Genomic DNA, 25117 nt, shown 5'->3' on the forward strand with positions numbered 1-25117 from the left:
GTGCGGTGCTCAGCCGATGACGGCGTTCATGATGGTGCCCGCGCTGGTCGCGACCACACCACCGATCATGGCTCCCGCCACCATCTTCGGCGAGTCGAGGCCGCCGCCGGTCCATTTCTCCCACGCGAACTTGCCGCCCGCGTAGATGATGGCCACGATGCCGGCCAGCAGCACGAACCAGGTGAAGTAGCGAACCAGTTGGAGGAACTTGTCGGAGACCGGCGGAGCTTCGGGGCTGGGATTGCCGATCTGCGCGAGCAGGGTGTCGTAAGCGGCGGCCAGGATCATCGTCGTCAGCTCATTCTGGGTTCGGGACAGGGCAGGAAAGTCGCTGCCTGTGATGGTATCGGTTTGTTCGCTGCAATGCGGCCTTCCTTTCGGGACGGTTCGAGTCAGCGCCCCAAGGAAGTTCGGTGCCGCGAGCACCTTGCCGGGTTGCCGATGCTCGCCGATGATGGAGGGGTGCGGTGGCCGGTGCGCTCGGCGGCCGCGCCCCGACGGCGCCGCCGGCGGGTTGCTACTACCGCTTGGGGGCGATTCCGCGGAATGCAGCGTGCGACTCGGCACGGGGGTGTGTGCGCGGTTGCGTACCGGGTATCCACGGAAGTAACGATGAGCCCGTATCCTCGTCCAAGATCGAATTCATCGGCGGTTTAACAGCTTTCGTGTGGCGGCTCGGGCGGCGGCACGGTTGTAGTGGAGCGTAGGGAGTAGATGGTGAGCATCATTCTGGCGTCGGTCGGCGATACCTTCACGACACTGGCGCAAGTCGGAAACCCCACGCCGGAGGCGCCGCCGCTGTCGGACAAGATCCTGCAGATGGTTCGCTACCTGACCTGGTTCGCGCTGCTGTCGGGCATCCTCGCCATCGTCTTCGCGGGCGGCAAGTTCGCGTGGGAGAAGTGGCAGGGTGGTGCGCTGCAATCGCCGAAGATGATCGCGGGCGCCATGGTCGGCGGTGTGGTGGCGACCAGTGCGGGCACGATCATGAACGCGGTCCTCGGCACCTGAGTTCGTTCGGTTACCGATTGGCAACTGCTCGTATCGCCATGTCTGCGTGCGTAATACGAGGTGTGCCCGTCAGTAGCGATGCCGTCGATGCGTGATTCGCGACCGGCGTCTGTACCCCTGCTTTTCCGGAGCATCGGCTAATGCTTGGCTATACTGCGGTGCGCAGCTCTGGCACTGTCCGATCGGATCGGGAAGCAGGGGAACCATGGGTGATCGGACCGGCGGATTTTCCCGCCGGAGCATGTTCGGGCTGGCGGCGACCGTGGCCGCGGCTTCGGCCGGGGTGTCGTCCTGCGGGGAGTCCGAGGTCGAATCGCCGGCCGCGCCGACCACCCGGCTCAGTGATACCGCGGCGATCGCCAAGGACGCCTACATCTTCGGCTATCCGCTCGTCCTGATGGACGTCACCCGGGTCGCGGCCGGGGCGACCAACCGATTCCGGCACGCGTCGACGTTGCCGACGCCCGCGCGACGGGATGTGGTGCGCCTCAACCAGGACACCCTGTACTCGGCGGCATGGCTGGACCTGCGCGGCGAGCCGATCCTGTTGCGCGTGCCGGCCATCGAGGACGGCCGGTACTGGCTGATGCAGCTGCTCGATGCCTGGACGAACACCGTGCACAACCCGAGTAGCGTTCGGCCGCGGGCGAAGTCCGGGGCGCCGTACATCTACGCGGTGGTCGGTCCCGGATGGTCGGGCACCCTGCCGGACGACGTCACCCCGCTGCCGATGCCGACCTCGACGGTATGGCTGCTCGGCCGGATCCAGGTGAACGGCGCGGCGGATCTGCCTGCCGTGCATGCCATTCAGCAGCAGCTCACGTTGACCCCGCTCAGCGGCAACGCTGCGCCGCAGGCCGGTGTGCCTGCGCCGCAGGCGGATTCGACACCGCCCGCCGAACGGGTCGCCGCCATGGACGCGAGCACCTTCTTCGACCGTCTGTGCGCGGTCCTCGCGACGACCCCGCCCGCCCCGGACGACGCACCCGCGATGAAACGCTTTGCCACGCTCGGGATCACGCCGGGCGGCAAGGTCACCGGCATCGCCGCGGCCGAACTCACCGCGGCGGTCGCCACTGCGAAGCAGCAGATCCCGGTCTATCTCGACCCGAGGGCGGTGAACGAGAACGGCTGGACCTTCGACCCGTCCATCGGCGCCTACGGCACGAACTATCTCCAGCGCGCGGCGATCGCGTGGAAAGGCCTCGGCGCCAATCTCGCTCAGGACGCGATCTATCCGACCCTGTTCGCCACGGCGGGTGCGAACGGCAGCCGATTCCGCCTGCATTTCCCGCCCGGCCGGACCCCGCCCGTCGCGGCCTTCTGGTCCTTGACCGCCTACGGTCCGGACAGCTACCTGATCGACAACCCGGCCGGGATCTACTCGGTCGGTCACCAGATCCCGGTGGTGCCCAACCCGGACGGTTCGGTCGACCTGGCCGTGCAACACGGCGATCCGGGCCCGGCCGTCCCGCCGGGCAACTGGCTGCCCATCCCGGAATCCGGCCAGTTCTCCCTCACCCTGCGCCTGTACGCACCGAAAGAGGAAGCCGTCCGAGGCGGCTGGCAGCCGCCGCCGCTGACTCCGGTGCGATGACGCGACGACCGCGGCGGCGGGGTCGAGTAAACGGGTTTTACTAAACGCTGTTCACAAAGCCCTGTTCTGTGCTTCTATCGATCCAGAACGTGTTCCGCACAGTGTCGTGAGGTCTGCAGCCCAGACCGGTAGGAGTTAGCAGTGACCGTGACCACGCCCTCGATTCCCGCAGGATTCGACTTCACCGATCCAGACATGCTCGCCGCCCGGCTGCCCGTGGCGGAGTTCGCCGAGCTGCGGCGCACCGCCCCCGTCTGGTGGTGTGCGCAATCGGGCCGGTCGAGCGGCTTCGACGACGGCGGCTACTGGGTGGTCTCCAAGCTCGACCACATCAAGGAGATCTCCAAGCACCCGGAACTGTTCTCTTCGCATCAGAACGGTTCGATCATCCGGTTCAACGAGGACGTCACCGCCGAGCAGATCGACATGCTCAGCGACATGCTGCTGATCAACCTCGATCCGCCCAAGCACACCAAGGTGCGCCGGATCATTTCCAAGGGCTTCACCCCGCGCGCGATCGAGAGCCTGCGCGCCGCGCTCACCGAGCGGGCGGCCCGGATCGTGCACGAGGCCAAGAAGAACGGCAGTGGCGACTTCGTCGAGCAGGTCGCCTGTGAGCTGCCCCTGCAGGCCATCGCCGAGCTGATCGGCATCCCGCAGGAAGACCGCAAGAAGATCTTCGACTGGTCCAATCAGATGATCTCCTACGACGATCCGGAGTTCGAGGGCGATCATCAGGTCGCCACCGCCGAGGTCATGGGCTACGCGTGGAATATGGCCGAAGATCGCCGCAAGTGTCCCGCAGACGACATCGTGACCCAATTGGTCAATGCGGACATCGACGGCGAGGGTCTGGCCTCCGACGAGTTCGCTTTCTTCGTCATCCTGCTTTCGGTCGCGGGCAACGAGACCACCCGCAACTCGATCACCCACGGCATGAAGGCGTTCGTGGACAACCCGGAGCAGTGGGAGATCTACAAGGAGCAGCGGCCGCGCACCGCGCCCGACGAGATCGTCCGCTGGGCCACGCCCGTGAACGCCTTCCAGCGCACCGCCACGCAGGACCTGGAACTCGGTGGACAGCAGATCAAGCAGGGGCAGCGGGTCGGATTGTTCTACGGTTCGGCCAATTTCGACGAGGAGGCGTTCCGGGATCCGTTCAGCTTCGATGTGCTGCGCAATCCCAACCCACATGTCGGCTTCGGCGGCACCGGCACGCACTACTGCGTCGGCGCGAATCTGGCCCGGCTGCAGATCGATCTGATGTTCAACGCGATCGCCGACGCGATGCCGAACCTGCGTCAGGTGTCCGAGCCGGTGCGGCTGCGCTCGGGCTGGCTCAACGGCATCAAGCGGTGGGATGTCGAATACGCGTGACCGCACAGCGGTCCGCACGACCACGCGAGGCTTCGATGACGCCTAATCTAACCAGCATGAGTAACCCCAGACCCCGGGGCCGCTCGCCGGTCGTGACCGACGCCGAGATCCGGCGGGTGGCCAGGACGCTGCTGGTCGAACACGGACCCGACGCGGTGAGTTTGCGTGCGATCGCGCGGGCCCTCGGTATCACCGCGCCTGCGCTGTATCGGTACCACCGCTCGCTGGACGAGCTGATGGAACGGCTGCGCCTGGAGTTCTGCGCCGATCTCGCTGCCGAGCTGTCGGCCGAGATCGCCACCCTGCCCGACGACGGCGTGGTGCAGTTTTTCGCCATCTGCAAGGGATTTCGGCGCTGGGCGCTGGCGCACACCAGGGAGTTCACCCTGGTGTTCGCCTCGCCCGGCGGCGGCGACGAAGCCAGGGCACTGCGCCGCTTCGACGAGCCGTTCGGCCGGATCTTCCTCGCCGCCGCGGGCCGGCTGCTGGCCAACTACGACATCGTCACTCCGCCGACCGATGTCATCCCGCCGGAGTTGCACGAGGACCTGGTGCACTTCCAGACCGAGCTGCTCGCGGCGCTGTCCGAGTCCGGGCAGAAGTTCCCGGCCGAGAAGCTCGACCTGGGCGTGATGTATCTGATGATCCAGATCTGGGCGCGCCTCTACGGTCACGTCACGCTGGAGGTCTTCGGCAACTACCCGATTCCGCTCTCCAATCCCGAGGTGCTGTTCGACGCGATGCTGGCCGATCTGGGGCGCACGGCGGGCCTGAGCTGACCGCTGGGCCTCAGATGCGGGCTCCCTTGGCGCGATTGCACGAGCGGCACAGGATCTGCAGGTTGGCGGCGCTGGTCGCGCCGCCGCGGCTGAGCGGGATGATGTGGTCGAACTCCAGGTAGTGGCTGTCGCCGCATTCGACGCACTTGCCGCCGTCGCGTTGCCACACTTCGGCTTTCACCTCCTGCGGGATGCTGCGGGTGTCACGCTGGCCGGGGGTGAGGATGAGGCGCTTGGCCACTCGTAGCGCCCCCTCCAGCGCGGCGGCGACGTGGTCGGGGTCGTTCACGGTGAAGCTGGCGCCGCCGCGCGCCGAGGTCGCCGCGAGCACCACCGTGTTCTGTTCGGTGTGCACGGAAACGACACGGGACCACGGCAATTCGACGCCGGTGCCGTCACCGACGAAACGCAGCTTCTTGTTGCTGACGATCAGCCTGCCCTCGGTCAGCCGCGGCCCGCGGGCCAGCTGGCGGACATGGATGGCGGGCAGATCGAGGTGCACCTTCTCCTCCGGGTCCAGATGCAGTCCCGGCGTGCGCACCACCGGTAGGTCGCCGGCCCGCAGCCGGGACAGGCTGCGGCCGCGATGCATTCGCCTGCGCAGGTCTTCGATCAGCGGACCGGAGAGCAGCAATTCGGCGACGGCGTGCTCGAAGGCGGCCAGCTCGCCCTGCTCGACCTCACCGTCGGCGAAGGTGAACGCGACCAGGCGTTCGACGTAGCTCAGTGCCGCGTCGTGCAGCACGGCACGGCCCGCGTTCTCGTCGATGCGCTGATACCGCAGTGACGCCCACAGCGCCGCCCATTCGGGCCCGCGCGGCCCATGCGTGGTGAGTACCCGCCACGCTTGGCTGTGCCAGTGCACGAGGAATTCCTCGGTCTCGGCCGTGCACGGCTCGCACGGCGCGAGGCCGCGGAACAGCTTGCGGCGTCGCGGGTTTCCGCAACGGGCGCAATGGCGCTCGTCCGGTGGGCGGCGCCGGTGCGTGGCCGAGGTCCATTCCGTGCCGTCCCACCAGCGCAGGCGGGCGGAGTTCTCCGGGTCCGGATACCAGTCGGCCCGTTCGGGATCCGGTGGGGGCGGGGGCGGGGCGGTCTCGACGGGACGGCGGGCGAGATCGACCGGGCGGCCGCCCCGGGCGCGGATCGCGGTGTCCGGCACCGGCGGAGTCGTTTCGACGCCGATGCGTTCGTCCCCGTGGTGCTGGGTTTCTTCGAGCTGGTGCTGGGGTCCGCGCTCGGCGCGGCCGGGCAGGCTTTCGCGTGGAAGACGTTCAGGCGAGGGCAAAACGGCAGGTTCGCGCGCCAGCCGCCGACCCGCGGGCGATACGGCTCCGCGCGCTGCGTCGGCCGGTTCGTCGACGCTGACGCCGAATTCGGTGACCAGCCCGGACAATCCGGTGGACCAACCCTGGGCGATCGCGCGGAACCGCCACTGCCCGTCCCGGCGATAGAACTCGCCGAACATCAGCGCGGTCACCGGATCGGCGTCCTCGATGGCGAACTCGGTCATCGGGCCGTTCGCGTCGTGAATGGTCAGCGTCAGGCCGGTGATATCGCCGAAGGTGCCTGCGTCGACCGATCCACCGATGACGATCCGCTGCACCGCGGCCTCGGTACGGGGCAGCGACACGCTCAGCCGGGCCGTGTTGGGCGCGGGTTCCTGGTCGATGGTCACGGCCTGCGAGATGTGCCGCGGCGCGTTGTAGAAGACCAGATCCCGGTCGCTGCGCACCGTCCCGGTCGCGCCGAGCAACAGGGCATGCCCGTCCACCGCATGCGCCGACTGCCACGAAACAACCACGGCAAGAAGGGATGTCGGTACCGGTGCGTTGGCGCCTTTGCTGAGTTTCATCGTCCCCGAACTATGCCACGACCCTCCGACACGCCGAGTCCGCCGGTGCCCTCGTTCGGCGGGGCGGGGCCGCGTAACGCGGGTTTTTCCAGGCCGGGACCGCTCCGGCTCAGTGCACGGCGCGGTCGGCGGCGGCGCGCAACGTAGCCGCGGCCTTGAGGGTCATCTCGTGGTATTCGTCGTCGGCAGTGGAGTCGAGCACGATGGCCCCGCCCGCGCCGATCCGCCAGCGGCCGTCGTAGCGGACCGCGGTGCGGATGACGATGTTGAGATCGGCGGTGCCGCCGAGGCCGAGGAAACCGATGGTGCCCGAATAGACGCCGCGTGCTTCGGTTTCCAGCTCGTCGATGATTTCCATGGTGCGCAGTTTCGGCGCACCCGTCATCGAGCCGCCGGGGAAACACGCACGCAGGCAGTCGATCACGTCGACCTCGGGCCGCAGCGTGCCGCGCACGGTGGAAACCAGTTGGTGCATGGTCATATACGACTCGATCGCCATCAATTTCGGCACGTGCACGCTGCCGATCTCGCAGACTCGGCCCAGATCGTTGCGCAGCAGGTCGACGATCATCAGATTCTCCGCCCGGGTCTTCGGGCTGTCGGCCAGTTCCCTGGCCAGTCGCGCGTCCTCGGCCGGGGTCGCGCCGCGCGGCGCGGTGCCCTTGATCGGCTTGCTCTCCACCGTGCGGCTGCGATCGATCTTCAGGAAGCGTTCCGGTGAGGAACAGGCGATTTCGAGATCGTCGAAGCGCAGATAGGCGGCGTAGGGCGCGGGGTTGCAGCGGCGCAGCGTCCGATAGAAATCGATTCCGTCGTCTTCGGCGGCGGGGATGGCGACGCCGTCGGTGAGGCAGATCTCGTAGGACTCGCCCGCCAGCAGCCGTTCCTGGCAGACCTCGATATCGGCGAGGTAGCGCTCGCGGCCGCGGATCAGCAGCGGCTCGACGGCGTCGCCGTCCGACGGGATGTCGAGGGTGGGCGGATTCGCCCAGGTCGGCAGGGTTGCCAACGTTTCGGCGGTGTCGCGCAGCCAGTCCGCACCGGCGCGCAGCGTCTCCGGCGCCGAATCCGTCAGCGACAGCAGGTGGGTGCGCCCGCCGACATGGTCGACGACCACGATCCGATCGGCGAAGAGCCACTGCGCGTCCGGCGTCGGCGCCCGGTGGGCCGCCGTGCCGCCGCAGTCCGCTTTCACCTCGTAGCCGAGGTAACCGACATACCCGCCGGCGAAATCGAAAGGCAGCGCGGGCAGTTCGAGACGACGCCGCCGGAGTTCGGCGGCCAGATAGTCGAGCACGCCGCCCGCGACCACCCGCCGATGTCCGTCGGACGACTCCACGGTCACCTCGCCGCTGCCGACCCGGTACCGCACGACTTCCGACAGCGGCCCGCTCGCGTCGCACAGGAACGAGAAACGGTCCAGTCCGGGCTCGACGTGTTCGCTGTCCAGCCACACCGCGGTGGGGGAGTTGCCGTACAGCCGGACGAAGGCGCTCTCGGTGTCGATGGCCCGCTCGATCACCGTGTGCTGGAGCTGCCACTGCCGCGGCGGCCTGCCGCAGCGATCCGGGTCGGCGGTATGGGTGGGCGCATCGGCGTCGCGGCCGAATTCCTCTGCTCCGGCAGGGAATTGCTCGGGTGCCAGGGTGGCGGCGGCCGACGGGGCAACGGGCGGGGGCGGGCTCGAGGGGACGGGCACCGGGCGCAGGCGCATCGTCACCGGATCCATTCGCCGACTGCGGGTTCGGCCGCGCGAGTTCGTCTTCCGATGTGCCGCAGTCAATTCCGCGAAGTTGCGGAGCAGGGTGGCGCCGAATTCGCCCGCGATCGATTCGGGGTGGAACTGCACGCCCCACTGCGGCCGGCCGCGGTGCCGCACGCCCATGATCACCCCGTCCGCCGACAGCGCGGTGATCTCCAGGCTGTCCGGCAGCGGCCGCTGCGCGCACAGCGAGTGGTAGCGGACCGCCGTGAAGCCCTGCGGCACGCCCGCGAACAGGTCGCGATCGTCGTGCTCGATCCGATCGAGATAGCCGTGCCGGGCCGCGGGGGCCGGAGCGACGACCCCGCCCGCCGCCACCACGATGCCCTGATGGCCCAGGCATACGCCGAGCAACGGCAGTTCGGCCTCGCGGATCACGCTCGCCGAGATGCCGACGTCGCGCGGCACGTCCGGGCGGCCCGGCCCGGGGGAGATCACGATGTTGTCGAATCTGCTCAGTTCCAGCTCGCCGGCCTCGTCGTTGCGCACGACAGTCGGCTCGAGCCCGTTCACCTCGCTGATCAGCTGATACAGGTTGTAGGTGAACGAGTCGTAATTGTCGATGAGCAACGTGCGCATGGTGCCCGAAACCCTACGCCGCACCGATTCCGGCTAACTGTTGTCATGTGCCTTCAGTTTGCTGATTCCCGTGGTGCACAATGTGGGGCATGTCTGTTGCGCAACCGAGCGGCGTGGATCGTGCACTCGTCGACTTCGCCCTCGTCGGCAAGTGGATGGATGAGCAGGGTTTGCCCGCAGGGGAATTCGAAGAGGTGACCGCGCTCGGCGGCGGGACGCAGAACGTCATGCTGCGGTTCGCGCGCGGCGGGCACACCTACGTCCTGCGCCGTGGGCCGAAGCATCTGCGGACCAAGAGCAACGAGGTGATCCGCCGCGAGGCGCGCCTGCTCGGCGCGCTGAACGGGGCCGAGGTGCGCGCACCCCGGGTCATCGCCGCGTGCCCCGACGAGTCGGTGATCGGGGCGGTGTTCTATCTGATGGAGCCGATCGACGGCTTCAACCCGGCCAACGAGCTGCCCGAGCTGCATGCGGGCGATCCCGCGATCCGCAAGGCGATGGGCCTGTCCGCGGTGGAAGCGATCGCCCGGCTCGGCGCGCTCGACTATCAGGCGCTCGGGCTGTCCGACTACGGCAAGCCCGACGGGTTCCTGGAACGTCAGGTGCCGCGCTGGCTCGGCGAACTCGAATCCTATTCGGCCAACGAGGGTTATCCCGGCCCGCAGATCCCCGGCGTCGAGCGCACCGGGGAGTGGCTGGAACGCCACCGCCCCGCGCAGTGGACGCCCGGCATCCTGCACGGCGACTGTCACCTGGCCAACATGATGTTCGCCTATGACGGCCCGCAGGTGGCGGCCATGGTCGACTGGGAGATGTCCACCATCGGGGATCCGCTGCTCGATCTCGGCTGGCAGATCGCGACCCGGCCGGAACCGGGCACCACCGGCGCGGCGCTGGTCGGCAAGCTGGGCGCGGCGGGCGGGTTGCCCACGCCCGAGGAGATGGTCGCGCATTACGGGCAGTTCTCCGATCGCGACCTGAGCGCCGTCAACTGGTACACCGTGCTCGCCTGCTTCAAGCTCGGCATCGTGCTGGAGGGCACGCACGCGCGCGCGTTCGCGGGTAAGGCGCCCAAGCAGGTCGGCGACTTCCTGCATGCCATCACGCTGGAGCTGTTCGAGCGCGCGCATCGCCTGATGGAGTGATTGTCGGGATGTTGGGGAGGATTGGCGGAATATCTATCGCAGGTGATATTCCGCCAGGCTAGGTTGGGGCGCATGCCGATCGTTCCCGATGTGAAGAATTGGACCTGGGTCATCGAACGGGCTTGTGCCGATTGCGGTTTCGACCCGAACGGTACCCCGTTCGAAGCCGTACCCGCGCTGACCCGGGATACCGCCGTCCGGTTCGCCGACGTGTTGCAGCGCCCCGATGTCCGGGTCCGCCCGGACGACTCGACCTGGTCGCCGCTGGAGTACGGCGCGCATGTGCGCGACGTGTGCCGCCTGTTCGATTCCCGGCTGGCCCTGATGCTCGCCGGCACGGCGGACGGTTCGGTGCCGCGCTTCTCGAACTGGGATCAGGACGAGACCGCGGTCGCCGATCGATACGACCAGCAGGACCCGGCGCGGGTGAGCGCCGAACTCGCGGACGCCGCGGAGCGGGTGGCCCGGTCGTTCGAATCCGTCCCGCTGTCGCAACGCCATCTGCGCGGTGAACGCAGCGATGGCTCGGTCTTCACGGTGGACTCGTTCGCCCGGTACTTCATCCACGATCTCGTGCACCACGTGCACGATGTGCGGGGCTGATACTAGAACGTGTTCGGGGAGTCGGATCCCTCATGCCGCTGAATTTTCGACGCAGTACTAGAACGCGTTCCACTTTTCTCGTAGTGTGGGTGCAGTCACATATAAGCACGTGCATGCGAGAGGGTCGACAGGAATGAAGACGAAGGGCGCGATCCTGTGGGGGATCGACCAACCGTGGTCGGTAGAAGAGATCGAGGTCGGCGATCCGGTCTCCGGCGAGGTGCAGATCCGGCTGGAGACCGCGGGCATGTGCCATTCCGACCATCACATCGTGACCGGTGCGACGCCGATGCCCGCCTTCCCGGTGATGGGCGGCCACGAGGGCGCGGGCGTGATCACCAAGCTCGGGCCGAACTGCCCCGCCGACCTCGCCGTCGGCGATCACGTGATCCTGTCGTTCATCCCCGCCTGCGGTCGCTGTCCGGCGTGCGTGAGCGGAAACATGGCGCTGTGCGACCTCGGCGCCGGCCTGCTGATGGGTCAGGCGATCAGCGACGGCACCTACCGGATCCAGGCACGCGGCGAGAACGTCATCCCGATGTGCCTGCTCGGCACCTTCTCGCCGTACATGACGGTGCACCACACCTCCGTGGTGAAGATCGATCCCAGCATTCCGTTCGAGGTGGCCTGCCTGGTCGGCTGCGGCGTGCCCACCGGCTTCGGCTCGTCCACCCACGTGGCCAAGGTCGAGCCCGGGGAGACCGTGGTGATCGCGGGCATCGGCGGTGTCGGCATGAGCGCGCTGCAGGGCGCGGTGCTCTCCGGCGCGTCGAAAGTCGTGGCCATCGACCCGAATCCGTGGAAGCGGGAGCAGGCGCAGAAGTTCGGCGCCACGCACACCTACGAGAGCATGGCCGCCGCGATCATGCCGCTGATGGACGCCACCGAGGGGCGGATGGCGGAGAAGGTCATCCTCACCATGGGTGAGATGCACGGCGACTACATCGAAGAGGGCCTGATCCTCACTGCCAAGGCGGGCACCCTGGTCGTCACCTCGATGGGCCGGATGGACGCCGGCGAGGTGAAGATGAACAGCTTCCTGCTGTCCATGTTGCAGAAGACGGTGAAGGGCTGCATCTTCGGCGGTGGCAACGCCCGCCAGGACGCCCCGAACCTGCTGCGCCTCTACAAGGCAGGCCAGCTCAACCTCGACGACATGGTCACCCGCAGCTACTCCCTGGAGGAGATCAACCAGGGTTACCAGGACATGCTCGACGGCAAGAACATTCGCGGCATCATCAAGTACACCGAAGCCGACTGGTGATCCGCCTCCGCGAGTGGCGCGCTGTGCCACTCGCGGCAGCGGTCAGCGGCGGGCGGCCAGTTTGGTGGCGATATCGGCGATCAGGTCGTAGGGGATCGGTTTGGTGAGCGGGAACTTGAGGGTTCCCTTTCCGGCGCGATACGGCTCGACGGCGCGCTCGAAGGCCTTGTCGCCCGCCGGGATCGGATACACGCTGACGTGGTGTTTCCAGCCGGCGAAGTGGACGACATTGTGGCCGTTCACCTTGAACGTCGGGATGTCATAGCTGATCGCCTCGGTCGCCTCGGGCAGCACGCGTTTGATGCTGTCCCGGATCTCCTCGAGGATGCTGCGCACATCTTCGGGAAACGACGCGATATAGGTGTCGACGGTTGCGGTCTGCTCTACCACGAGGTGCCTCGATTCCGTGAGCGGCTATCGATTGCGTCGTTGCGAAAGTGGAGCATCGCCAGTGTAAGCAGACTGCGCTACACCTTCTTGCGATACCAGCACTGCGCATAGGGCTGGTCGTTGTGCGGTGCCGACTCCCGGTATCCGAGCCGCGCGTACAACGCCCGAGCTTCCACCAGATCCCGCCGGGTGTCCAGCACGATCTGCTCGGCTCCCAGCTCGCGCGCGGCGTCCTCGGCCGCCGCCACGAGCAGTGCGGCTCCGCCCTTACCGCGCATATCCGCCCGCACGAACACGCGTTTCAACTCCGCGGTCGCGGCATCCAGCAGGTGCACGCCCGCCGTGCCTACCGCCTCGCCGTCGAGCCGCCCCACCAGCAGAACCCCGCGCGGCGGCGCGAATTCGTGCCCGCGCACCGCCGCGATCTCCCGCTCCAGCTCCGCCGGATCGGTCGCCCTGCCCTCGTGCAGCCGATACCAGCGGTCGCTGACCTCGGTGTAGTAGGCGCGCCACAACCGCGCCGCCGTCGCGGAGTCGAACGGCTCGGCCGTGACGATCCAGGTGCTCGCGGTCACGGCGCGCTCAGTGGGCGCAGCGCATCAGGGCTCGGCGCAGGTTGCGGCTGCGGATGTCGTCGAGGACGGCGAGGCCGAGCCGGTTCATGGTGTAGCCGAAGCCGAGACCGGTGGTGGGGTCGGCGAAGCCGAAGGAACCGCCGAGGCCGGTGGTGCCGTAGGCGCGTTTGTCGGAGCCGAAGCGGAACTCGCAGCCGGACTTGCGGAACCCGAGGTGGTAGCGGGTTTTGAGCAGCAGCACCAGATCGCCGGGCGGCACGTCGTCGGCGGTGTCGGCGGCGGCGAGCCGATCGAGCAGCGCGTCCTCGATGGGTAAGGCGCCGGTACGGCCCGCCGCCGCGCCGTAGATCTTCGCCAAGGATCTCGCATTGCCGACGCCGTTGGAGCCCGGCAGCTCGACCTCGAGGAACTCGCGTCGCGTCGCCCGCACCGGATCACCGACGCGCGGGTTGGTGAGCGCCGAGTAGGCGAGGCCGCGTTTGGCGGCGAGTTGCGCGGCGATCCGCAGCGGGAGGTCGCGCTCGAAACGCAGCGCGTCCAGCCCGCGGGTCGCGGCCATGGTGGCGATGCGCGCCAACCCGTGTTCGGCGGGCAGCCCGATGAAGAAGTCCAGGCCGAGCGGTTTCGCGATGTCCTCGGCGAAGATGCGCCCGAGGGTGCGCCGCTGCGGGTCGACCCGGCGCAGCAGTTCGCCCTGATACAACCCGAGCGTGATCGCGTGGTAGCCGTGCCGGGTGCCCGGTCGCCACGCCGGTTTCTGCGCGGCCAGAATCGTGGCGAGCCCGTCCAGATCCGCGATCTGCGGCAACCGCACGATCGGGTCCAGGCCGGACAGTCCCGCCTGGTGATCGATCAGCTGGCGGACGGTCACCGCCGCCTTGCCGTGCGCCGCGAACTCGGGCCAGTAGGTCGCCACCGGCTCTTCGTAATCGAGCAGACCCTTGGACACCGCGGACGCGACCGTGAACGCGGCCAGCCCCTTGGTCGAGGAGAACACCGGGACGATGGTGTCGCGCTCCCACGGCAGCGTCCGCCGGCGGTCCCGATGGCCCGCCCACAGGTCGACCACCGGGCGATCACCCGCGTATACCGCGACCGCCGCTCCGATCTCACCGTGCTGGGCGAAGTTGCGGCGGAAAGCGTCGGCGACGGGTCCGAAGCCGGACTCCACCTCGCCGTGGACCGTGGGCGTTTCACTCATAGTCGTTCGATGGTATCGGCGGGCGTCTCGTAGGCTCGCGGGGTGCGTGCACTCGAGCAGATCAGGGATTGGCCGGTTCGGCATGCGGCGGCCGCGGTCGTCGGCGCGGACGGCGCCGCGGCGACCGAGGGCGAGGTCGATCGGGTGTTCCCGCTCGCCTCGGTGACCAAGCCGCTGGTCGCGTACGCAGTGCTGGTCGCGGTCGAAGAGGGCGCGATCGAACTCGATCAGCCGGCCGGCCCGGCGGGGTCGACGGTGCGCCACCTGCTCGCGCACACCTCGGGCCTCGCCTTCGACACCGACGACATCCAGGCCGCACCCGGTACCCGCCGGATCTACTCCAGTGCGGGCTTCGAGGCGCTGGCCCGTTTCGTCGCCGAACAGACCGGCATCGCGTTCGAGGAATACCTGCGCGACGCGGTTTTCGCGCCGCTGGGTATGACCGACTCGGTGCTGGTCGGTTCCGCCGGGCACGCGGCGCGCTCGACCGTCGCCGATCTGACCCGTTTCGCGGCGGAATTGCTGAATCCGCAGTTGATCTCCGAACCGACTCATGCCGAGGCGACATCAGTCCAATTTCCCGGCCTGAATGGTGTGCTGCCCGGTTATGGTTCGCAGCGTCCGAATGATTGGGGACTCGGCTTCGAGATCCGCGACGGTAAGTCGCCGCACTGGACCGGAAGCACGAATTCCCCGGGAACCTACGGCCATTTCGGACAGTCCGGCACATTTCTCTGGGTGGACCCCGCGTCGCGGTTGGCGTGTCTGGCATTGGCCGATCAGAATTTCGGCGACTGGGCCAGGGCGGCCTGGCCGCCACTCAGCGACGCGGTCATTGCGGAGGCGGCACACGCAACACGGGGTTGAAGTAACACATGTAACATCGGGCACTCCAGTACACTCAGGCAACACCAGCTGGACGGGTCGTTGGGGAAGACGTCCCCCGTCGACGCTGGAGGTGTTAGTGGTGCGCGCATCGAGTCAGTTCGCGGACGTGACGGCGGGTGTGGTGTACATCCACTCGTCGCCTGCCGCGCTGTGCCCGCACGTCGAGTGGGCGCTCACCTCGGCCTTGAGTTCGCCCGCGAAATTGCGCTGGACCGCGCAACCCGCGGACGGCCAATTGCGCGCGACCAGTGAATGGCTCGGACCCGTCGGCACCGCCTCCCGTATTGCGCAATCGCTGCGCTCCTGGCCGGTGCTCCGCTTCGAAGTGACCGAAGACCCCAGCGAAGGCGTCGACGGCGAACGTTATTGTTTCGTGCCCGGATTAGGACTCTGGCACGGCTCGACCAGTGCCAACGGCGATGTGACCCTCGGCGAGATGCGCTTGCGCGCGATGCTGCAGGCCGCAGGCGAACTCGGCAAATACAACAACTACGACCTCGCCGCCGAAATCGATCGCGCACTCGGCACCCCCTGGGACGAAGACCTGGAGGTATACCGCTACGGCACCGAATCCGGCGCCGAAGTCACCTGGTTGCGCCGAGACGTAGGTTAAACCCCCGTTTCAGGCAAAAGCACATTCGTGGCGAAGCCGCATGCGCGAATTCGCCTGCTTGCCGGCCCCCGACGCGACCTATTGCGCGCACATTGCACAAATGGTTTTCAACGCTCGGCATTACGCGGACACCAATCTGTGGGTGGTGCGGTCACCGGTCGCGATGCAGTCGCTCCGCGCCGACGTTCGCGGTGGCTTTGCCGCTCGTCGGTGCCGCCACCCGCGATGACACCGCGGGGGTGCTAACCTCCGGGGGTGGCGCACGCGGTTGATCGAAAACAGAAGATGGTCAATGCTATTCAGCGGTGGATCGCCAATCCGATCAGCGTCCGGATGCCCAAGCAGCAACTCTTGGAGACCATCGGGCGGGTGAGTGGGGCGCCGCGGATCACGCCCATCGGCGGGCGGGTGATCGACGGGTCGTTCTGGCTCGTCTCCGAGTTCGGCGAACGGTCGCAGTACGTGCGAAACATCATGGTGAACAACCAGGTTCGGCTGCGTTTGCAGGGAAAGTGGTATTCGGGGACAGCGCATCTGCTGCCCGATCACGACCCTGTCGCATTGCTCGAGCAGCTGCCGAAAGGCAACAGCGCCGGGGTCCGGCTGTTCGGCAACAACCTGCTGAGCATTCGCATCGACCTGGCCACCGCAGACTGAGGTTCCCCGGCGGGCGGAAGATTCGGTTTCCGCCCGCCACTGGGGCGTGTTGTGGTGCGAGGCGAGTCGGGTGCGGGAACCTGCAAGGTGTGCGGATGCCCGTCCAGTCGCGGGTGCGGCGCTGGCGGTTGAGTGGCCGCACCCTTTCTGACGCGAGACCCGGTGTGTCGTGCGGCAAGTCGGGGTGCGGGAACCTGCAAGGGGTGCGGATGTTCGCTTCTGCCGCGCGCCCGGCGCATTGTTCAGCCACCGCGGCGTTCGGCCGAGAGCCGGGCCGCGACGGTGTTGCGGAGGGTGCCGATGGTGGCGATCTCGATTTCCACCGTGTCGCCGGGTTCCATCGGGCCGACTCCGGCGGGGCTGCCGGTGAGCAGGACGTCGCCGGGGCGCAGGGTGATCCAGCGGGTGGCGAAGGACAGCAGGGCGCCGACACCGAAGACCATGTCCGCGACCGCGGCCTGCTGGACCACCTGACCGTTACGCCGGGTGACGAGGTGCAGGGCCGACGGATCGGCAACATCGGTCTCGATCCAGGGTCCCAAGGGGCAGAAGGTGTCCGCGCTTTTCGCGCGGGCCCACTGTCCGTCGGAACGCCAGTCGTCCGCGGTGACATCGTTGGCACAGGTGTAGCCCAGGATGTAGTCCGCGGCCCGATCGGCGGGCACGTCACGCGCCGTGCGTCCGATGACGACGGCCAGTTCGCCTTCGTACTCCAGCCGCCGCACCTCGGCGGGCCGCAGGATGGTCGCGTCCGGATCGGTAACGGCGTTGGGGGACTTGAGAAACAGCGACGGACGCTGCGGCCACGGCCTGCCCTTCTCGATGATCTGGCCCGCGTAATTGCTTCCCGCGCACACGATGGTGCGCGGCTCACAGGGGGCGAGCAAGGTCTGCTCGGTCAGCGGGCCGACCGCCGCCCCGGGCTCGTTGCCGGGCGAAAGGCGGTGCACCACATCGCCTATGACGACCCCGCGCGCGGCTTGCCCGTCGCGGGAATAGCGGACGATACGCATGTTGTCTCCTATTCGTCGGCGGGCCCGGCCAGTGCTTCGCGCACCAGCTCGACCGGGTGCCAGGCGGTGCGTCCCGCGCCGTGAAAGATCTGCTGCCGGCACGACACTCCGGTCGCCGCCACGATCGTGTCGTCCGGTTCCGCGGCGAGGGCCGAAAAGAGCCGGTCGCCGCCAACGGCCATCGATGTTTCGTAGTGCTCCGATTCGAAACCGAACGAGCCCGCCATCCCGCAGCAGCCGGAGTTGATCTCTTCGACCTGCACTCCCGGAATCCGCCGCAGCAGCGCCATCGTCGCGGCCGTGCCGACCTCGGCTTTCTGGTGGCAGTGCCCGTGGAAGACGATCCGGCGACCGGCGAGGGCGTTGCTCAGCGACAGCCGCCCCGCATCGATCGCCTCGACCAGTAATTCCTCCGCCTGTTTGACCCGGGCCGCGACCGCGCGCACCGCGTCCACGTCCGGTACCAGCGCCGCGTGCTCGTCGCGCAGCATGAACAAGCACGAGGGCTCACACCCGACGATCGGCGACCCCGGTTCGGTGTGCGCGGTGAGCGAATCGATCAGTCCCGCAGCCTTTTTCCGGGCATCGTCGAGCAGCCCCTTGGACATACTGGAACGCCCGCAGCACCCGCCACTCGCGAGTTCCACCCGCCAGCCCGCCAGTTCCAGCAGTTCGATGGCCGCCATGCCGATATGCGGTTCGGTGTAGGTGGTGAAGGAATCGGCTAGCCAGTTGACGGTGCCCAGTGGTGCGGGAACAGCCGGGGTGGCCCGCCGATGCTTGCGGAAGCCGCGAATCAGGTTGGCCCGCTGGAACACCGGCAGCGGACGAGCGGCGGTGATGCCGAGCGTGCGTTCCATCATCCGGCGCGTGAAACCGATCCGGCCGGGGAGGTTCGACAGCGGCGCGGTCGCCGAGCCGAGCCGGTTGAGCGCCCGGATCGAACCGAAAGCCCTGGAGCGCAACGGCGTTCCGTGGATATCGTGATGGTGCGCAAGGGTCTCGGCTTTGAGCGAAGCCATGTCCACGCTCATCGGGCACTCGCTCTTGCACGCCTTGCACATCAGGCACAGATCGAGGATCTCGTGCAATCGCTCGTCGCCGAGCGCGGCGTGCGGATCCGGTGCGGAGAGGGCTTTCACCAGCGCGTTGGCGCGGCCGCGGGTGGCGTGCTCCTCGTTCTTGGTCGCGATGTAGGACGGGCACATCACGCCCGTGGTGGCTTTGCGGCACAGGCCGATGTTCATACAGCGGTCCGCCGCGCCGCGCATGCCGCCGACGACCTCGAACTTCAGCGCGGTGGTGAGTGGCGGCGCCGGCGGCAGTGCGTCGCGGTCGCGCAGATTCTCGGTCATCGATGGCGCGTCGACGATCTTGCCGGGGTTCATGATGTTGCCTGGATCGAAGAGCCGCTTCACTTTTCGCATCGCCTCGTACAGCTCGTCGCCGAAGATCTCGCGGTTGAACTCGCTGCGGGCGAGCCCGTCACCGTGTTCGCTGGAGTTCACCCCGCCGTATTCGGCGACGAGCTTCTGCACCGCCTCGGCGACCGTGCGCATCTTGGCCACCTCGTCGGGCTGGGTGAGGTCGACGAACGGACGGATGTGCAGGCAGCCGACCGAGCAGTGGCCATAGAACCCCGCCTGCATCTGGTGCTCATCGAGAATCTCCTTGAACCGCCTGGTGTATTCGGCCAGGTGCACCGGGTCCACGGCGGTGTCCTCGACGAAGGCGAGCGGGCGGCGGGTGCCCTCGCCCGCGGCCATCAGCAACCCGAGGCTGGATTTGCGGACTTTCAGCAATGCCGTTTGATCGGCGGGCGTGACGGCGCGCAGCGTGTGATAGCCGTGCCCGTTGCGCCGCCACAGCGCCTCCAGCCGGTCCAGCTCGGCGATCAGGCGCGTCTCGTCGTCACCGCTGAACGAGACGAACAGCAGCGCACCGGGATCGCCGACCAAAATCGTACCGAGCTCGGCGTATTCGATCTTCTGCCTGGACAATTCGAGAATGGTGCGGTCCATCAGTTCGACCTGATTCGGGTCGCAGCTCAACGCGTCGGTGGTGGCGGCGATCGCGCTCCCGGTGTCGGTGAAGTGGCCGACGGCGTAGACCGTCCGTGCCGGTTTGGGCACCAGGTCGACCAGTGCGTGCGTGACGATCACCAGCGTGCCTTCCGCGCCGACCACGAATTTGGCGAGGTCGAAGGGTTTTTCGGCACCGAAACCCACCAGTCGGTCGAGCCGGTACCCGCCCGCCCGGCGCCAGAACGCCGGCATACCGGCCTCGATGATGTCCGCGTTGGCCGTGACGAGATCCGAAAGCTCTTGGTATATACGGCCTTCCAGGGTGCGCGCGGCGGCGCGGCGCTTGCGCTCGAGTTCGTCGACCGATTCCAGCCTGGCTCGGGAGCCGTCGGCGAGCACCACGTCGAGCGCTCGCACGTGATCGATCGTCATACCGTAGGTCAGCGAACCGCTGCCCGCGGAGTTGTTACCGATCATGCCGCCGATGGTGGCGCGATTGCTGGTCGAGGTGTCCGGACCGAACATCAAGCCATGGGCGGCGGCGGCCTGGTTGAGCTGGTCCTGCACCACCCCGACCTCGACCAGCGCGGTGCGGGCCACCGGGTCGAGGTGCACTATTCGATTCATGTGCCGGGAGATGTCGAGTACCAGGCCGGGCCCGATGGTCTGCCCGGCCAAGCTGGTGCCCGCGCCGCGCGCGACGATCGGCACCCCGAGTTCGCCCGCCGCCCGCACCGCCGCGGCGACGTCGTCCGCGTCACGGGGAAAGGCCACGCCCGCAGGCATTATCGAATACATGCTCGCGTCGCGGGAGAAGATGTGGCGGCTGTAGTCGTCGAAAGCCACCTCGCCGGAGAGGGTTTCGCGCAGCGCGCGCTCCAAGCGGGCAGACACGTCGGCCGCTGCGCCGTCGATCGTGGGGGAGTTCATGGGGATTCCTTCTGGATCCGTGAGAGTTCGCCGAAGGGAGACACGGCGGCCGGGCCCGCGCTCGGAACCGGCCGCCGTGGTACTCAGACGAGCGGGGCCCGATCCGGTGCCGGTTGCTGGACCGGTTCGATCCGTGCCGTTTCGACCGGGGTGGGTTCGACCACCACCGATTGCGTCGCCTCGCGCAACTTCTTGCGCAGGGTCAGCACGAGCAGCGCGGCGGCACCGAACACCCCGCCGAAAAAGGCCTGGGTGAGCGCGTATCCACCGCCGCTGAGATCGCTGAGCCAGCCGCCGATATACGGCCCGAAGAAGCTGCCGAGATTACCGACGCCGTTGATCAGCCCCAGGCCCGCGCCCGCGGCGGCCACCGGAACGAGCTTGGTGACCGTCGCCCAGAACGGGCCGTACCAGGCGATCGAGGCGGCGGTGCCCAGGATCATCGCCCCCAGTACCAGCCACTTCTGTTGCGGTGAGATAAAACTCGCGCCACCGAGAATGATCGCCGCCGAGCCGAGTACCAGCGACATGTGCGCGATATGCCCGCCCCGTTTGTCTGCCGACCGGCCGATGAGAATGATGGCCACGCCCGCCGCAAGCTGGGGGAGTATCGCGACGAGACCTACCTTCATATCGGTGTGGAACGCCTTCTTCAGCACGCTCGGCAGCCACAGGGTGAGGCCGAGCAAGCCCATCTGCGTCAGGGTGTAGATGAGGGCGAAGTGCCAGACGATCCGGCTGGTGAACGCGGCCTTGAAGGTGCCGCGGTGTTGCAGCGGTTCCCCTTCCTCGAGCCGGGAACGTTCGATGTAGTCGCGTTCGTTCTTCGACAACCAGCCCGCCTTGGCCGGCGTATCGCGGATCACCGCGAGCCAGGCGATGAGCCCGACGATCAGCGGCGCGCCGCCCTGGATGATGAACATCCAGCGCCAGTCCGTGTAGGTCAGCAGGATGCCGGAGAACGGTGCGGCGACGATCGCCGCGATCGGGGTGTACAGCTTGAAAATCGCATAGGCCCTGCCTCTTTCGGCGAACGGGAACCAGGACCGGATGGTGGCCATCAGCGCGGGTTGCACGCCGCCCTCGGCCACCCCGAGCAGGAATCGGGCCAGCAGCAATTGGCCGACGGAGTTGGTGAAGCCCTGGGCCATCGCGGCCACGCTCCACAGCACCATCAGGATCGCGATCCACTTTCTGGCACTCCATCTTTCGGCCATATAGCCGCCCGGAATCTGCAGTAGCAGGTAGCCCCAGAAGAAGATGCCGCTGGCGAGGCCCTGCTGTGCCTTGGTGAGCCCCATATCGGCTTCGAGATGGGTGAGCGCGAAACTGATGTTGGTCCGGTCGATATAACAGATGACGTAGATGAAGACGACGACCGGCAAAATATAGGTCCAGCGCTTCATTTCGGAGAACCGCCGGATGGGAGAGGTCCGCTCGGACAACGACCTACCTCCTCGTAGGTGACCGGCGCGATCGGCGCCGGTGGATATCGGATCCCGGTTGGTGGTGGAGCCGGGCGAGAGTCGCTCGTGGCGGAGCATCGAGAGTCGAGCAGGAGGCTGTCGAAGCGGGGGCCCAGCTGGGAGCGAAAGGGACGTGGCGAGAACAGGTTCGGCGCGGGCCGAGGGCTATTCGCCGCGTAGCACCGCGAGCGCGGCGGGCAGCCCGGCGGGGTCGACGGTGACGCCCGCCAGTTCGAGGCCCATCTGCACGCCGGACAGCGTGCCCGCGAGCATCAGATCGTTGAAATGGCCGAGGTGGCCGATCCGGAAGACGCGTCCGGCGAGCTTGCCGAGCCCGGTGCCGAGCGACATGTCGAAGCGCTCCAAGATGATTCGGCGCACCTTGTCCGCGTCGTACTCGGCGCCGAGCAGTACGGCGGTCAACGCGCCGGAGTACTCCCGCGCGTCGGCGCACAGCACCTCCAGGCCCCAGCCGTGGACCGCGGCCCTGGTGGCGGCCGCGTGCCGGCGGTGCCGGGCGAAAACGTTCGGCAGGCCTTCTTCCTCGAGCATGATCAGGGCTTCGCGCAAGCCGTAGAGCAGGTTGGTCGCGGGGGTGTAGGGATAGAAGCCGCGCTCGTTGCTGTCGAGAATCGGCGTCCAGTCCCAAAAAGACTTCGGCAGTCGCGCCGTCGTCGCGGCCGCCAGGGCCTTATCGCTGATCGCGTTGAAACTCAGTCCGGGGGGCAGCATCAACCCCTTCTGGGAGCAGGCGACCGTCACGTCGACGCCCCAGTCGTCGTGCCGGTAGTCGATGGAGCCCAGCGACGAGATCGTGTCGACCAGCAGCAGCGCCGGGTGGTCGGCCTCGTCGATGGCGGCGCGGATCTCGGGGATCCGGCTGGTGACACCGGTCGAGGTCTCGTTGTGCACGACCATCACGGCCGCGATCTCGTGCCCGGTGTCGGCGGCGAGCCGCTCGGCCAGGGCCGCCGGGTCCGCGCCGCGGCGCCAGTCGCCCGGCACGAAATCGACGATCAGGCCCAGGCGTTCGGCCATGTCCCGCCACAGGCTCGCGAAATGACCGGTCTCGAAGGCGATTACGCGATCGCCGGGGGAAAGGGTGTTGACCAGGGCCGCCTCCCAGGCTCCGGTGCCGGAGGCGGGATAGACGACGACCGGATTGCCGGTGCCGAAAACCGGCTCGAGCCGGTGCAGGAGATCGAGCGCGAGTTCGGCGAACTCGGGCCCGCGATGGTCGATGGTCGGTTGCGCGATGGCGTGCAGTACCCGGTCGGGGACGTTGGTCGGTCCGGGAATCTGCAGGAAATGCCGTCCGCTGTGCGCGGTCATCACATCTATTTCCAATCTGTGCCGTGTTATGGCACACTGTGCCGTGAGAAGGTTCAGCAAGGGTAGGGATGTGAGATAGAGGAGTCAAGACTTTGCGCAATGTCCTCAACACGCTGCGGGTATTGGAGGAGGTCGCGGCCCGGCAGCCGATCGGCGTCGGTGAATTGTCGAGAGTGCTTGATATGCCCAAGAGTTCGGTGCAGCGGGTGCTGGTCACCTTGGACACGGCCGGGTGGATTCGCCCGGCGTCCGGCGAGATCACCCGGTGGGTGCTGACCACGAAGGCGCTGGCGGTCGGCAGCCGGGCCGGCGGAGATCTCGGGCTGCGCGGCGTGGCGCTGCCGATCATGGAGAATTTGCGCAGGCACACCGAGGAGACCATCCACCTGACCATCCCCGAGGACGGCAAGATGGTGCTGATCGAGCGGCTCGAGACCGACAAACCGGTGCGCACCAACATGGCGCTGGGACATTCGTTGCCGCTGCACGCCTCCGCGAACGGCAAAGCCGTACTCGCGCACAGCGATCCCGATACCGTGCGCAAGCTGGTGGCCGGTGAGCTGCCGCGCTACACCGGCACCACGATCACCGACCCGGACGCGCTGCAGGCGGAGCTGGCCGAGATCAAGGCGCGCGGATTCGCGGTGAACCGCGGCGAATGGCGCTCCGATGTCGGCGCGGTGGCGGCCGTGGTATTGGACGGCGCGGAGAAGCCGATCGCAAGCTTGAGCGTGAACGTGCCGATCAGCAGGCTGACGGCCGAATCCGAACCGGCCTGGGGCGCCGCGGTGCGCGAGGCGGCACACACGATCGGTGCACGCCTGAGCAAGTGAGCCGGGGCGCAACGGGTTTCGCGCACCCGGCTGCGGGCAGGCCGGAGCCCGGGTGCGCGAAAACCGGAAAGCGTGCGGTTATGACAGGTGCCGCGTGGCGATCCGCGCCCCGAGCTGCCGCAGCAGGACCTCGCCGTCGGTGAGGCAGCGCCGAACGTCCGGCTCGATCGACAGCAGCGAATACGCGGCGGTGAAGCCGGACTCGTGTAATCGCCACTCCGGCAGCGTGTTCCGTCCGCAGACGGCGACCACCGGCACACCCGCCGCGCGGGCTGCCGCCGCCACGCCCGCGGGCGCTTTGCCGTGCAGGGTCTGCTCATCGAGCGTGCCCTCGCCCGTGACGACCAGATCAGCCCCGGCCAGCTCCCGGTCGAAATCGACCAGGTCCAGGACCAATTCGATGCCTGGCGCCAGGCGGGCTCCGAGCACGGCGACGGCCGCGAAGCCGACACCGCCGGCCGCGCCCGCCCCCGGGGTGTCGCGCAGGTCGCTACCGGTGGTCGCGGCGACGACGTCGGCCCACTGACCCAGTGCGGCATCGAGGACGGTCACCTGTGCTGCGTCCGTGCCCTTCTGCGGCCCGTAGACGGCCGCCGCACCGCGGGGGCCGAGGAGCGGGTTGTCCACGTCGCAGGCGACGGTGAATTCGACTCCGGCTGTTCGCTCCCGCAAAGCAGTCAGGTCGAGGGCGGCGACCTGTGTGAGGGCCGCGCCCCCGTCCTCGATTTCGGCACCTGCCGCGTCCAGCAGACGAGCACCGAGGGCGCGCAGCAGTCCTGCGCCGCCGTCGGTGCCCGCACTGCCGCCGATGCCGAGTACCACGTGTCGACAGCCCGCCGCGATCGCCGTGGCGATCACCTCGCCTGTGCCGCGACTGGTCGCGGTCATCGGCGCGAAGCTCTCACCGGGCAGCCGGACCAGCCCCGAGACATCCGCCAGTTCCACCACGGCCAGTTCGTCGCGCCGGGCGTAAGCCGTGTCGACCGGTTCTCCGGTCGGCCCGGTGGCGGTCACCGGTACGGCGGTGAATCCTGCGGCCAGCGCGGCGGCGACGGTTCCGTCGCCGCCGTCCGCGATCGGAACGATGGATATCGCCGCATCCGGCAGTAGCTCCCGGATTCCGGCCGCAGTGGCGCGTCCGACCGCGGCAGCGGTCAGCGAGCCCTTGAACTTGTCGGAGGCGATCAGCACGCGTGGCATCGGGGCGTCAGTCCAGCAGTGCC

At 67.9% G+C, this 25117-nt stretch carries 22 protein-coding genes; 11 read left to right on the forward strand and 11 right to left on the reverse strand.

Annotated elements, in window-relative coordinates:
• Nucleotides 1–9: 9 nt before the first annotated feature.
• Nucleotides 10–288, reverse strand: a complete 279-nt coding sequence (locus TY25_RS24600; RefSeq protein WP_014982884.1) for a hypothetical protein — start codon at nt 286–288, stop codon at nt 10–12.
• A 426-nt stretch (nt 289–714) separates the two neighbouring features.
• Here TY25_RS24600 and TY25_RS24605 point away from each other — a divergent pair, with 426 nt between their 5' ends.
• The 4 genes from TY25_RS24605 to TY25_RS24620 all read left to right on the forward strand — a co-directional run bounded on the left by TY25_RS24605 (nt 715) and on the right by TY25_RS24620 (nt 4764).
• Nucleotides 715–1011 (forward strand): hypothetical protein, encoded by a 297-nt coding sequence (locus tag TY25_RS24605; protein WP_014982885.1) that lies wholly within the window; start codon nt 715–717, stop codon nt 1009–1011.
• A 205-nt stretch (nt 1012–1216) separates the two neighbouring features.
• On the forward strand, nt 1217–2608 hold the full coding sequence (locus TY25_RS24610) for a DUF1254 domain-containing protein (protein ID WP_042259643.1): 1392 nt from the start codon (nt 1217–1219) through the stop codon (nt 2606–2608).
• Between the two features lie 147 nt (nt 2609–2755).
• Nucleotides 2756–3985: a cytochrome P450 gene (locus tag TY25_RS24615; RefSeq protein WP_029895566.1), complete on the forward strand. Its 1230-nt coding sequence runs from the start codon at nt 2756–2758 to the stop codon at nt 3983–3985.
• Nucleotides 3986–4041: 56 nt separating this feature from the next.
• Nucleotides 4042–4764, forward strand: a complete 723-nt coding sequence (locus TY25_RS24620) for a TetR/AcrR family transcriptional regulator (protein ID WP_042259646.1) — start codon at nt 4042–4044, stop codon at nt 4762–4764.
• Nucleotides 4765–4774: 10 nt separating this feature from the next.
• Here TY25_RS24620 and TY25_RS24625 read toward each other — a convergent pair whose 3' ends face one another.
• Together TY25_RS24625 and pabB are read right to left on the reverse strand one after the other, a co-directional pair.
• Nucleotides 4775–6619, reverse strand: coding sequence for a TerD family protein (locus tag TY25_RS24625; RefSeq protein ID WP_042259648.1), 1845 nt, complete (start codon nt 6617–6619; stop codon nt 4775–4777).
• Between the two features lie 109 nt (nt 6620–6728).
• Nucleotides 6729–8960: an aminodeoxychorismate synthase component I gene (pabB, locus tag TY25_RS24630; RefSeq protein WP_042259651.1), complete on the reverse strand. Its 2232-nt coding sequence runs from the start codon at nt 8958–8960 to the stop codon at nt 6729–6731.
• 80 nt (nt 8961–9040) lie between these two features.
• Between pabB and TY25_RS24635 the strand changes: the two genes are divergently transcribed.
• From TY25_RS24635 to TY25_RS24645, 3 genes are all read left to right on the forward strand, one after another.
• Nucleotides 9041–10105, forward strand: a complete 1065-nt coding sequence (locus TY25_RS24635) for a phosphotransferase family protein (RefSeq protein WP_081869080.1) — start codon at nt 9041–9043, stop codon at nt 10103–10105.
• A gap of 72 nt (nt 10106–10177) precedes the next feature.
• Nucleotides 10178–10708 (forward strand): DinB family protein, encoded by a 531-nt coding sequence (locus tag TY25_RS24640; RefSeq protein WP_042259656.1) that lies wholly within the window; start codon nt 10178–10180, stop codon nt 10706–10708.
• Nucleotides 10709–10841: 133 nt separating this feature from the next.
• Entirely contained in the window at nt 10842–11972 is a 1131-nt protein-coding gene (locus TY25_RS24645) for an NDMA-dependent alcohol dehydrogenase (protein WP_014982893.1), read from the forward strand.
• A gap of 42 nt (nt 11973–12014) precedes the next feature.
• On the opposite strand, the gene TY25_RS24650 is transcribed toward TY25_RS24645, so the two are convergent.
• The 3 genes from TY25_RS24650 to TY25_RS24660 all read right to left on the reverse strand — a co-directional run bounded on the left by TY25_RS24650 (nt 12015) and on the right by TY25_RS24660 (nt 14138).
• Nucleotides 12015–12362 (reverse strand): iron chaperone, encoded by a 348-nt coding sequence (locus tag TY25_RS24650; RefSeq protein WP_042259658.1) that lies wholly within the window; start codon nt 12360–12362, stop codon nt 12015–12017.
• 77 nt (nt 12363–12439) lie between these two features.
• Nucleotides 12440–12937 (reverse strand): GNAT family N-acetyltransferase, encoded by a 498-nt coding sequence (locus TY25_RS24655; RefSeq protein WP_042259661.1) that lies wholly within the window; start codon nt 12935–12937, stop codon nt 12440–12442.
• 7 nt (nt 12938–12944) lie between these two features.
• Nucleotides 12945–14138, reverse strand: a complete 1194-nt coding sequence (locus TY25_RS24660) for a serine hydrolase domain-containing protein (RefSeq protein WP_042259663.1) — start codon at nt 14136–14138, stop codon at nt 12945–12947.
• Between the two features lie 42 nt (nt 14139–14180).
• Here TY25_RS24660 and TY25_RS24665 point away from each other — a divergent pair, with 42 nt between their 5' ends.
• The 3 genes from TY25_RS24665 (at nt 14181) to TY25_RS24675 (ending at nt 16296) form a co-directional block, all read left to right on the forward strand.
• Nucleotides 14181–15005, forward strand: a complete 825-nt coding sequence (locus tag TY25_RS24665) for a serine hydrolase domain-containing protein (protein WP_042259665.1) — start codon at nt 14181–14183, stop codon at nt 15003–15005.
• A 100-nt stretch (nt 15006–15105) separates the two neighbouring features.
• A complete protein-coding gene (locus tag TY25_RS24670) occupies nt 15106–15639 on the forward strand; it encodes a DUF3145 domain-containing protein (protein ID WP_014982898.1) in 534 nt (177 codons plus the stop codon).
• A gap of 285 nt (nt 15640–15924) precedes the next feature.
• Nucleotides 15925–16296 (forward strand): nitroreductase/quinone reductase family protein, encoded by a 372-nt coding sequence (locus TY25_RS24675; protein WP_042259667.1) that lies wholly within the window; start codon nt 15925–15927, stop codon nt 16294–16296.
• A gap of 242 nt (nt 16297–16538) precedes the next feature.
• Here the strand turns inward: TY25_RS24675 and TY25_RS24680 are convergent, their stop codons facing one another.
• The 4 genes from TY25_RS24680 to TY25_RS24695 form a co-directional block, all read right to left on the reverse strand.
• Nucleotides 16539–17309 (reverse strand): fumarylacetoacetate hydrolase family protein, encoded by a 771-nt coding sequence (locus TY25_RS24680; RefSeq protein WP_042259669.1) that lies wholly within the window; start codon nt 17307–17309, stop codon nt 16539–16541.
• An 8-nt stretch (nt 17310–17317) separates the two neighbouring features.
• Nucleotides 17318–20263 carry an FAD-binding and (Fe-S)-binding domain-containing protein gene (locus tag TY25_RS24685; protein WP_042259671.1) on the reverse strand — a complete coding sequence of 982 codons (2946 nt, stop codon included), beginning with the start codon at nt 20261–20263 and terminating at the stop codon, nt 17318–17320.
• Between the two features lie 83 nt (nt 20264–20346).
• Nucleotides 20347–21708 carry an MFS transporter gene (locus TY25_RS24690; RefSeq protein WP_162184225.1) on the reverse strand — a complete coding sequence of 454 codons (1362 nt, stop codon included), beginning with the start codon at nt 21706–21708 and terminating at the stop codon, nt 20347–20349.
• Nucleotides 21709–21894: 186 nt separating this feature from the next.
• On the reverse strand, nt 21895–23061 hold the full coding sequence (locus TY25_RS24695; protein ID WP_042259673.1) for a pyridoxal-phosphate-dependent aminotransferase family protein: 1167 nt from the start codon (nt 23059–23061) through the stop codon (nt 21895–21897).
• Between the two features lie 92 nt (nt 23062–23153).
• Between TY25_RS24695 and TY25_RS24700 the strand changes: the two genes are divergently transcribed.
• Complete coding sequence (locus TY25_RS24700; RefSeq protein ID WP_042259676.1) at nt 23154–23894, forward strand: IclR family transcriptional regulator; 741 nt, start codon at nt 23154–23156, stop codon at nt 23892–23894.
• A gap of 78 nt (nt 23895–23972) precedes the next feature.
• Here TY25_RS24700 and TY25_RS24705 read toward each other — a convergent pair whose 3' ends face one another.
• Complete coding sequence (locus TY25_RS24705; protein ID WP_042259679.1) at nt 23973–25094, reverse strand: glycerate kinase; 1122 nt, start codon at nt 25092–25094, stop codon at nt 23973–23975.
• Between the last annotated feature and the right edge of the window lie 23 nt (nt 25095–25117).

Origin of the sequence: Nocardia brasiliensis NBRC 14402 (genome assembly GCF_000308475.2) — a bacterium.
In the GTDB taxonomy this organism is placed as follows: domain Bacteria; phylum Actinomycetota; class Actinomycetes; order Mycobacteriales; family Mycobacteriaceae; genus Nocardia; species Nocardia brasiliensis.